Annotated in this window: 6 protein-coding genes; all 6 read right to left on the reverse strand. The window is 40.1% G+C overall.

Going from position 1 to position 11,317, the window contains the following annotated elements; translation table 11 throughout:
• Nucleotides 1–54 precede the first annotated feature (54 nt).
• Entirely contained in the window at nucleotides 55–1,791 is a 1,737-nt protein-coding gene (locus WC743_RS25660; protein ID WP_373016411.1) for a hypothetical protein, read from the reverse strand.
• 63 nt (nucleotides 1,792–1,854) lie between these two features.
• Nucleotides 1,855–3,873, reverse strand: coding sequence for a sialate O-acetylesterase (locus WC743_RS25665; RefSeq protein WP_373016412.1), 2,019 nt, complete (start codon nucleotides 3,871–3,873; stop codon nucleotides 1,855–1,857).
• Nucleotides 3,874–3,921: 48 nt separating this feature from the next.
• Entirely contained in the window at nucleotides 3,922–6,195 is a 2,274-nt protein-coding gene (locus WC743_RS25670; protein ID WP_373016413.1) for an FAD-dependent oxidoreductase, read from the reverse strand.
• Nucleotides 6,196–6,218: 23 nt separating this feature from the next.
• Nucleotides 6,219–7,895 carry a sodium:solute symporter family protein gene (locus WC743_RS25675; protein WP_373016414.1) on the reverse strand — a complete coding sequence of 559 codons (1,677 nt, stop codon included), beginning with the start codon at nucleotides 7,893–7,895 and terminating at the stop codon, nucleotides 6,219–6,221.
• Nucleotides 7,896–7,949: 54 nt separating this feature from the next.
• Complete coding sequence (locus WC743_RS25680; RefSeq protein WP_373016415.1) at nucleotides 7,950–9,671, reverse strand: hypothetical protein; 1,722 nt, start codon at nucleotides 9,669–9,671, stop codon at nucleotides 7,950–7,952.
• Between the two features lie 15 nt (nucleotides 9,672–9,686).
• On the reverse strand, nucleotides 9,687–11,317 hold a 1,631-nt coding region (locus tag WC743_RS25685), incomplete at its 5' end, for a RagB/SusD family nutrient uptake outer membrane protein (protein WP_373016416.1).

An 11,317-nucleotide genomic window follows, 5' to 3' on the forward strand; every position in this document is an offset into this window, starting at 1 on the left:
CCCTGCTATTAATATAGATGCATATTAAATACATAAGTTTAAATTTACCGTGAACTAGAGCTTTGATTTTTGCAAAGTTTTACTCATAAATTGTAAGCCCGAGTTATAGTAAGTTAGGTATGCCAGACTAACGTTCCATGCTGCATTGAAAGCCGTCCATCCTTCGGGATGGCGGAACTTTCCGTTAGGGTTATAAGGATACATTTCGGTTGAACATGCTGAACTTATAGCCCCCCTAACTGTTTCTAAACGTGCACATATATCATCGATATACCCTTTAGGCCATCCTTTTTCCAAATTCTGAAATCCTAAAGTATGATGATGGGGAGAACAGGCATTTAAAGGATTTCGACCAAACAGATCGTCTATTGCCGCAAAAGCAAGCTGCTCTAAACGTTTTACCTTTAATGGATCAGTTTGTACTGCCGCCGCCGCCAGGGCGCTAGCCGGAAAGCCTGCAATATTACCCGATTCGCTATATTCTGGAATGGTCCAGTTACTTTCCAGATCATAACGCCTAAAATCCCAAATGTTATTTGAACGTTTAATGGCAATATCAGCCCAGTCATTTATTTTTTGTTTAAGGCCTTTGGGTGCCTGGTTAGGATAGTGCTGCAGAACATAAACTAATGATGGAATTAATTTATGTTCACTCATCCGTTGCCCTTTTGTGGTATGCGGATCATTCCAATCCAAATTTTTAACTATCCATTCTGTTTGATTTATAGCAGCTTTTAAGAATTTAGAAGAGTCTTTATTTCCCTCTCTTTTGGCTACTTCAAACATAAGCAGGTTGGGCATAATAGAGTGCCCGGGGCACTCGCGCCCCTTGCCTGTACCAACAGTAGTAAACAGTTCAAACAGCCCCGCATCACTCCATGATTTAAAGGCCAGCTCTTTTGCTTTTACATAATAAGCATCGGTAAAGTACTTTTTATACATTGGATAGGCATATAAAAAGAACGCGAATTGTTCAACTGTTTGCGCATGTAACCTGCGCCCTTCAAAATCTCCGCTTGGGTCAAGCGTTACCGGGTTGAGCATGTAATAACCTATACCCCAGTGTATGAGCTGGACAATATCAGGTACATTTGCGCCAACCGGAGCATCAAGTTCTGTATAATATTTTTGCGTGGTCTTTAATGCATCTTGTCCCTCCGAGTCCATTACATATTTAAAGCCTGGAGAGGTAACCTTTTGCTTGTCCTTTTGATAATCGATCTGTACTGGTAACGCTTCATATGTGGACGGATTAGCCATGTACTGCATTATTAAGGAAGGGACTTCAAAACTGTAGTAAGTGCCATCGCGCCATGGGCAGCCGCCAAAAGCTGAAGGGTGAGTGCCGACAACGCTCCGGTCATCAATCATAAAATCAAGCGAAGACTGTAAAAAAGTGTTTTCTATCCAATGCTTGCTGATGGAAAAAGGATAAGAAACCAATTTATTTACCCTTACTACAAATTGGCCTTTATTATCAACCGGGTTAAAGGCGGTAAAATCGCCTATGCCTTTGTGCAATTTTCCTTTAAATAGCGGGGTGTTATTATTCGCTTCTGTAACTATAAATAACTGTCCTTCTGTTGATTTTGGTACGGTAAACCTTTTTGGCGAACCAAGGTTATAACCACTTTGATTAACAGAAATTATTGATGGAAATGTTTTAAGGGTATCGGTTTTCTGATAGCCTATTGAAATAGCGTTTGCCTGTACCGGATTGAAGCAGGAAAATAACAAGGTTATATTTAAAATGCTTTTTATATAGATCAATGTCTTTTCGTTTCTTTTCATACTGATTAATATTACTACTTATGGCTACGGCTGTTACTCTTTTACAAGCTAATAATTAACTCTTTATTTCTTTCCTTCGGTTATCTCTTTCCAGGTATCTGTCCTAAAAGGGGATAACGGAAAACCTTCTTTATTAAAAACATTGGCACCATTGCTTTCCACAGGGCTGCCGGTCCAGGCGTACCTTACCGCGGCGGGTTTTATGTTCTTTTGCCATATCACTATTTCATTGCCTTCAATTTTTGCGTTGGCCCATACAAACTTTTTATCCGCGCCAGCTATGGCAAAACCTTTAGGTGCGGTTGTACCTTTGGTCATTAACCCTTTAGGAGCATTAGTAACTTTGATGCGTACGCTATCGGCATTATAGGTTACAGATTGGTATAAGGGCGATGTATTGATATCACTTTCGCCATAAACCAGCTTCATTGCCTCAGCAGCTAAACGTTTACCAACAACCTGTTTATTTAACGGGTGTATATCGTAAGGGTCACCAATATCTATGGTGACTGCCATGCCTGTATTTGGTAATGTGAGCGTTTGGAATTGAGCTTCCCTTAATTCAGCCCAAAAATTATCTACCGGATCATTGGTAATTGGGCCATAGCCTGATAATTGTGTGAAAATAAAAGGCAGATCTCCCTGATTGAATTTTTCTCTCCAATCTTTTATCAGCAACGGGAATAATGTTTTATACTGAAATGCCTTTTCCGCATTATTCTCGCCCTGATACCATAAGAAACCTTTTATTGTGAACTTTTCAAGAGGCACTATCATACCATTATAAAGCACCGATGGAAGCGATGAAACAGTTATACTCGGTTTAGGTTGCTGCGGATAATCAGCCAAAGGTAAACCCGGCATGTATTTCCACTCGCCGGCAAGTGGTATGGTAGTTGGTGAATCAGTTTCAACCATTTGCTCCAGTCTTATAATTGACGCGTCCCTTGCTTCAAAACCCGCCGGTTTAATAAACGATTCCAGCCTTATGGTAATTACATTCTCTCCCTGGTTAACCATAGCTTTAGGGATACGATAAACTCTTTTGCCACCGGCACCTGCTATGCGGCCTACTTCGGTTCCGTTAAAATAAGTGATATCACGTTCATTCAACTTTTCCATAATCAGCGTAAGGTCTTGCCCGCTCATTGACGCCGGAATTTTGATGTGTTTACGCAGCCAAATACTTCCTTTATAATCGTTAGGGCCAAACTGTTCCAACGTGCCAGGTACAATAAATGGTTTCCAACCGGCATCGTTGTAATCGTTCTTATTCCACTTCTCAATAAAGCCCCTGTCTTTTTGTAATAAACTTTTCAGGTAGGGTAGGCTGTTATTAGTATATACCTGTTTCTGCAATACCTCAATTGTATTACCACTTTCAAATGCCTTTGCAAGGCTGTCGGCTTTCTGTTTATAATCGGGATGAGTTGCAATGGCTTCCCGGCTAATCCATGATTCGGCAGGCGTTCCTCCCCACGAAGAATGAATTATGCCAATAGGCACGTTATATTTTGCATACAAGTCTCTTGCAAAAAAATAGGCAACAGCAGAAAATTCCCAGGCATTATCTGTTGAACAGGTTTTCCAACTTGCATCTTTAGTGTTTTCTGTGGGGAATGAAGCTACATTTTTAGGTACAGTAAAAAAACGAATACCATCACAATTGGCTTTCTTTAACTCATATGGGCCGTTAAGCGTACGTCGTAATACCCATTCCATGTTAGACTGGCCCGAACAGATCCATACATCCCCTAATAAAATGTTTTTGAGTGTAAACGAACTATCAGAAACAATTTTAAGCTGGTATGGGCCTCCAGCTTCCATGGCAGGAAATGTGACTTCCCAGTTTCCCTGGCCCGATGTACTAACCTTTTTTTTCTTGCCGGCAAACTCAACCTCAAATGAAGCCTTTGTATTGACTGTGCCGTAAATTTTAATTTGTTTTTGCCGTTGTAGTACCATGTTATCGCTAAACAAGTTTGATAACCTTACAATGCCATTAGCTTTTGATACAATTACTGTACAACTAAATATGATCAGTAATAATAAGGATCTGCGAAATTTTAAAATGGTATTCATGTCTCTTTTATTATCAATATGCTTTTATTGTGCCGCTAATTTATGCTGTTAACTAAACAAAACCTGGTAAATAGCTGCAGGTGCTTTGTCCGGATGCTTTAATTGCAGATGTAATAGGTCTGTTGTAACAGGGGCTTTAAATACTATCTTATTTATAGTTTGATGATTATCAACGGTGGTATACACAATGGTTTTGTCCTTGTTGAAAATTGAATAATCACTCACACAAAACGGGATAACATCTTCCGGATGACCGTATAGGGATGATTCTAATGCATGATCATAATCGGTATCAAAATATAGTGTTATCGCATTTATAGTTTGTGGATTGTCCCAACTAAATGTAAGCATGGGCTGTTTATCGGCAGTATCAGCAACCCAGGCATTTGTACCTAGATAAGGCCTCGTAAATCCGTTTTGTAGATTGTTGGTATGATAAGCGGACAGGGCCGGGGTAATTTCCATTCCTATATTGTAGCTGTCGGGTCTGCGTCTTGGAATCCAAAATTCAAAGCTTTCAACTCCTGTGTTTGGATCAACCTCTTGTTTTCCATTATTTGAGACCGCTTTATTTTTTCCATTACAAACAGAAGTTATTCCGGTAAGAAGTGTGTTACTTAATTTTACTTCAATAATCTCATTTTTTTGCAGAATTAAAAAACCATAAGCATTTTCAGGAAATGTTTCTGAAAATTGCAAGGTAACTTTCTGTTCACCTGCTTTTACAGGCACTTCAATTATCTGGATGCTTTTGTCCGGCGTATAATTATCTTTTTTTGTGCTGCAGCGTAATTCAGCTTTTAATACGGTATCAGTTGATGCTTTGATCTGAATAACAAACGTATATTTCTGTTGATCAAGTGGTAATATCTGCGCTTCGGAAACGGTTAATTTTTGCCATTTTCCATCAGCCGGTATACTGGATAATGATAATGTTGAAGATGCACTGATTGCTGGTATTTCGATGTTAGTGGTATCGGGGATAATGGGCAAACCCGGAATAGATTGCCCGGCAATGTTTAGTTCTTGCTGTAACTCTTTTAAGTATTCGGGTTGTAGTAGTGCAGCCGGTTTAACCTGGTGTTTGGTACATAATGCCGCCGCCATACCAACCGCCTGCGCGCCATGGCCGCATGTTGCCATAACCCTGGTAGAACTGAACGCCACATGTGTGGTACTAATAATACGACCCGCATAAAACAGATTGTCTATATCACGGCTAACAAAACAACGGTAGGGGATACTGTAAACCCCTTTACTATGGTATTGATTACAACCCGGCTTACTACTGTATAAACCATCTGCCGGATGGAGATCTAACGCCCAGCCACCAAAAGAAACCGCATCATCAAAGTTTGTTTGTTCAACAACATCTTGTTGTTTAAGCATGTGCAAGCCTTCAAACCGTCTGCTTTCACGCTTGCCGGGAATAGCGCCAACCCACTCAAGGGTTAAATTTTCAACATCATCAAATTGGCCCGAATTTTTGATATAATCCCAAACACCGTATATCACTTTCCATAATTCCCATTTAATTTCTTCGGTATCATGTACAGTATCCCTTCTGCCGCCATACTCTATCCACCAAAGCCGGCATCCGTAATCGTTTTGATTTAGTACCTTATATCTCGGAATTTCTGTAATGTCTTTTAACGCGAATGCGGGCGGAATATAGGAAACCGGCTGATCCGAACGTTTACTGTAAAAGTATAAGGAGTGGCCAAGCAATTCGCCATACGCGGCATCTGGTGCCAATGGTTCATCAAATTCTTCTTTACTCTCTGCACCCATCCTAAAGCCGGCACCCGCTAAAAAACTTACTATACCATCGCCTGTGGCATCACAAAAAACTTCTCCGTTTAGTGTGTAAGCTGTGGAGTTTTGACTGCAAAAAGCATTAATACTTTTGATAGTTCTTACCTCACTCTTTTCTATATCAGTAACTGCTGTGTTCAGTAATAAAGTAATATTTGGTTCTGAAATTACTTTTTCAAGTAAGATGGTGTCCAGTATTAATGTATTCCCTTCTTTATTACGATATAAATTTTCTATTAAGATTTCGTCAATTACACCACCTTCACGAGACCAGCGGTTGTTATTTCCCATGTGGGAGGTTGCCCCCAATATCCACAACCGGACTTCGCTGCTTGCATTACCGCCCAATACCGGCCTGTCCTGTACTAATATTACTTTGCTGCCTTTTCGGGCTGCGGTAATGGCGGCACAACAGCCTGATATACCACCACCTGCTACCACAAAGTCAGCATCTAAGATCACTTTTTTGTTTTCACGCTTTTCTGCTGCGTCACCCTTAATCATCATGTGTATTATTTGAAATTTAGATTTTAGATAATGGATTTTTGAATTTTAATCGCAGCACGCCATATTGGCAAAAATGCCATAGCTATTATGCCCCCTACGATCATGGCGACAGACCCCTGATGTGCTATTGTCCCCAAAATGAAAACACCGACACCTACAATGCCTATTGATATGGCAATCACTTTTATTCCAAAAATATTTTGTTGCTGTGCCTGCTCATGTATTTCGCCGGAAGATGTTTTGGTTTGAGATTTGTCTGATTGATCAAAAGACGCAATTTCGAGCGGAACCGGTTGGGCTTTATTAACTAGCTCTGTAACAGCAAGTATTATCAATGGGATACATACACCCAAAGCGGTTTCCCAAACACGGCTTAGTTTAATGCCCAATAAACCCGGTGCCAATAACTTGAAGAACAAACTGATAATGAGCCCCGCAAGTGATGCGAGTACTATTGAGCTTGCTGTTTGTTTTTTTGAATAAAGGGACCAGATAATTGGTGCAAACAAAGCGCCGCCGGCAATTGACGCCGTACTTAATACCATTTCAACAATGCCCCCCACTAATGGCACCATCATGGCGATAAGTATGGTTAATGTTCCGAATAAAACAGTAAAGAACCTGGCCGCTGCAATAAGATTTTTTTCAGAAGCACCTGGCCTTATTATTTTTTTATATACATCATGTGCAAAAACAACCGCCACAAGGTTTATGGTAGTATTGGCCTTACTCGCTGTGGCCGAAACCATCCCTGATAAAACCAATCCTATTAAACCGGCCGGTAAAACCTGCTGGCAAATTAGCATGTAGGCACCTTCGGCCTGTAAGCCTGTTAAATTAGGGTTTAATACCCTGTAGATCATTGGCGGTAGCATCCATATAAAGGGGCTAATGAGGTACAATCCTGTAAACAGATAAGCAACCTTGCGGGCATTAGGTACGCTGCTTACACTGGTATACCTTTGTACATATGCCCAGTTACCACCTATGTAAACAGTTTGATAGGCTGTAAAAGCCAAAAAGAAACCTATGGAATATTCTGAATTTAAAAAATTAAAAAAGTCGGGGGGAGCTTTTGAGGTAAAGTTTTGCATGCCACCTACATGTTGTATAGCAAGCGGGATCACGATGAAAACAGCAGCAGTTAAAATAACAAACTGTACAACATCGGTTACTAAAACAGCCCATAGGCCACCGGCGGCAGTATAAAGTATTATTATGGCGCCAATAACTAATATGCAGGCATTTATAGGTAACCCGGTAACAACATTAACCATTTTACCCACCGGATACAGTACAGCCGCGGTAGAAAACAAGCTGTAAAGCATTATCAATATGGTATAAAATTGTTGAGGTTTAACTCCAAAACGCTTGCCAATGTATTCGGCAGCAGTTACGGCGCCTATTTTTTTCCATTTGCCTGCTATGAAGATTGCTACAAAAAATCCGGCTAAAGCCATCGAGATCTGTATCCCGTTTGATACAAGGCCATATTTGTAAGCTATTGAGCCCCAAACAACAAAGGTGCCTGCTGAGAAATAGCTTATAAAAAGAGATAGCCCATTGATCCACCACGGCGTTTCCCCTCCGGCTTCAAAGAATGAGCTGGAACTTTTGCTTCCTTTTCGGGTGAAAGCCATTCCTATACTTAAGATAAGAACAGCAAAAATGGCCATTACTACGTAGTCAATTTTACTCATATATTATTTGGATTGCTTTGGTATACAGTGTTATAAGTTAGTTTTGTGTGTTAATTATTGATCGTTAACAACATTAAGGCAAGCATTAATTTTAATTTTTTCCTGAACATTTATAAATTGATTGCCACTTATAACCAAGCCGTTTACACCTGCGGCGTTAATACCTGTAATACAATTTTTAATAATGTTATTCTTAATTGTGATGTTCTTCATATAAGGTGTAGTTAATGGGAGCGGTAAGTCTTTTTTGGCCGGATCGTAATCCAATTTTTCGTTAACATCCTGCGTCCTTATGGCAATGGCCCCACTAACATTATGACGTGCCATCCAACCGGAGCTTTCGAAATAGTTGCCTGTAATTTTAATATTTTGTGGAATGCCCCCTTCGCCTTCTTCAATAGCTGCACCTATCAATAAAGGATACATGACGTTTGAAAATTTGCAATTAAGAATACTTACATTGGTATTGCGAATAATGCTTGCACAGCCGGCAATATTTTTGAAAGTGGAGTTGCTGAGCGTATAGGAATTAATATTCCAGCTATATACGGTACATAAAGTACTGGCATTAACAAAATCGGGTACGGGTGTTGTAAAGGTTACCATAAAGCCACCTACATTACCCGGTAGTTTCGCTACATAACTGGTATCAACTATCCTGAACACCTCTTGCTGCCCATTCCAGAAACCTATTTTTGATCCTGCTTTGATAGGGAAGGCCGCGGCATATTTTTTCTTAAACCATATTTTTTTCTTGCTGATGATTTGATGAGGCCAAACAAACGAACCATGAACATTCTGCCCATCCCATCTTACACCTTCCATGTAAATATTATCCATAACTACCGTTCCCCGGCAGGCATAGAGTTTCCATCCATCCCTTGAGCCAACAGCAAGCTGGTTGGCAGGTGCTATGATCTTTACATTTGAAGCATGGATATTTTCACAGATCTGCGCTTCCATACAAAAACCAATGGCGTTATAGGTCCACACATTATCAACATTCAGGTTATTGCACTTTTCAAAGAGCACCTGCACACCATTAAAGCCGTAATGCCAGCTTAATCCTTCGCCAATGTGCACTTTTGACGCTGCCGAAGGGGAATTTAGCTTCATAAGGCGTTTGGAAGGGTCACCCTCGATATGCCAGGTGTATTCATTTGCTTTGCTTGAAACATCACCGCCATAGGTAATACTTTCAACAGGCAATAACGACTTACTTTTTAAATCCCAACTATTGGCACAATAAAACATGCTGCCATCTAATACAGGGTTTCCGTCAAAAATTTTAACGGTTATTGACTTTCCGTCATTAGCTACGACTTCTCCGGCAGTTGAGTACCTTGGTGCATTGTCAAAAATGATGTTCTTTAAAGAAAAGTTGGTGCAATTGTTTATGTAAAGGATGTTTTTAGCCGAGAGGTTATTTTTAAACTTATAGTGCCTCAATAGGGTAGTAGCTGGTTCTTTATTGGCTTTTACAGCCCCTTCAAAAGTCAAATTATTAATGTTACTGATGCTTAATGCAGTATTTTTTGCAGCATCATCAACATCCAGATCATATACACCAGCTTCAAAAATCAACTTTTTAACAGCCGATGTATTAAGGTGTTTAATGGCTGACCGGATAGCCTCCAGATCGTTTTTCGAGTCGTTAGGAACAGCGCCAAAATCAGCAACTCTTACCTGCGCATATAGCGTTGTGGAAAATGCTGTAAGCAGCAAGCCAACTAACACGCAAGCAGCGTGGCTAATCATTTTATTTTTACTGTTCATTAACATCATAACCTATTATTGGATTGACTTATTAGCATCAAGCTCAGTTTTGGGAATTGGCCATAAATAGCCTTTAGATGCATTATAAGGAGTGCGCGTTAATGCGGTGTTAATTTGATATACTATCCCTGTTGATGCGAACTGGGTCAATTTTGCCGGATCAAAACCTTGCAGGTTTGTGTAAGCATCTGCGCCGATATCCCACCGCATAATGTCAAATATTCTTAATCCCTCAAAAGCAAATTCAACTCTTCTCTCATGCCTTATCACATTTCTTAACGTAGCTACAGGAAGGCCACGGCCTTCAACATCTTCTACTTTTGGCATCATTACACCGGGGCGCTGCCTAACCTGATTTATTAAGCCAAAAACAATGTTTTCATCATAACCGCCTTTTTCAACCATGGCCTCAGCTTCCATTAGTAAAACATCGGCGTATCTGATAATTATGGGGTTAACACCGGAGATTCCGGTTACACTGTAATTAGTGTAATCTATATACTTTCTTACCCTAAAGCTGGTTGTATTTGTAGCTTTAATGATAGACGGGTAATATACTCCCGGGGCATGAGTGGTTTTGTCATATTTATCTATTGAATAGGGAACAACCATAGAATAATACATGCGTGGGTCGCGGTTCTGGAACCGGTTATCATAACCACCAGCAATTATATATTTTGAAGGAGATACAAGATCGGAAGTGCGTACAGCCGGATTATATAGCTTGTTTTTTGAATCATTGATTGATAATCCATTAGTAGAATAATACTGCTGATACAGGTCATAAGATACCTGGTACCCTCCAAACGAATAAAAACGATCATACCAGGAGTTTGATAAATTTTGAGGCGCAGCATTTGTCATGAATTCCATATCAAAGATCATTTCCAAATTCCCTGCTTCTCCGCCTGGTATAAACAATGAAGTATAATCCGGCATTATTCTGTAGTAGTTTAAGGCATCAACCTTTTTACAATAGGTAATAGCCTCGTCATAGCGCTTGTTAAATAGCAATACCCTTGCTTTAATAGCCAAAGCAGCACCTTTAGTTGCCCTGCCTTTTTCAGAAGCAGCGTACGATACCGGCAGCATGTTTGAGGCATCTTCCAATTCGGTAAGCACAAAGTTCACAATGTCCTCTTTAGAAGTAAGAGGTTTATTGGCATCTTCCAGTCCTTCGGGTTTTAGTCTTAGCGGAACGCCGCCAAAGAAGAATGATAGGTCGAAATAAGCAAGGGCCCTTAAAAATGTTGCTTCGCCTTTATATTGATTATAAGCAGTGGGAGTAAGTTTTACACCATCAATATTTGCCAGTAGGGTATTGGCGCGTAAAATCACCTTGTAATCCCTTGACCATTTGTTAACAATATAGCTTGTTTCATTATTATAAGTCCTGTTCCACATATCCCTGTAATCGGGGAAATAACCGTTGTCAACAATGAAATCGGTATATATAGGTTCATTCTTGTCGGATATGTATGCGGTATAAATGCCATTTACAGCGCCTTTGATATCATTCTCGGTTTTAAAGTTATCAGGGGCTAAAAAGTCAATGGGCTTACGATCCAGAAAATCCTTGGTGCAGCCGGTAAACAGGCAGGCTATAAGGCTTAAAAATATATATTTTGTCTTCATCTGATTTAAAT

This window comes from Mucilaginibacter sp., assembly GCF_041660805.1.
Lineage (GTDB): Bacteria > Bacteroidota > Bacteroidia > Sphingobacteriales > Sphingobacteriaceae > Mucilaginibacter.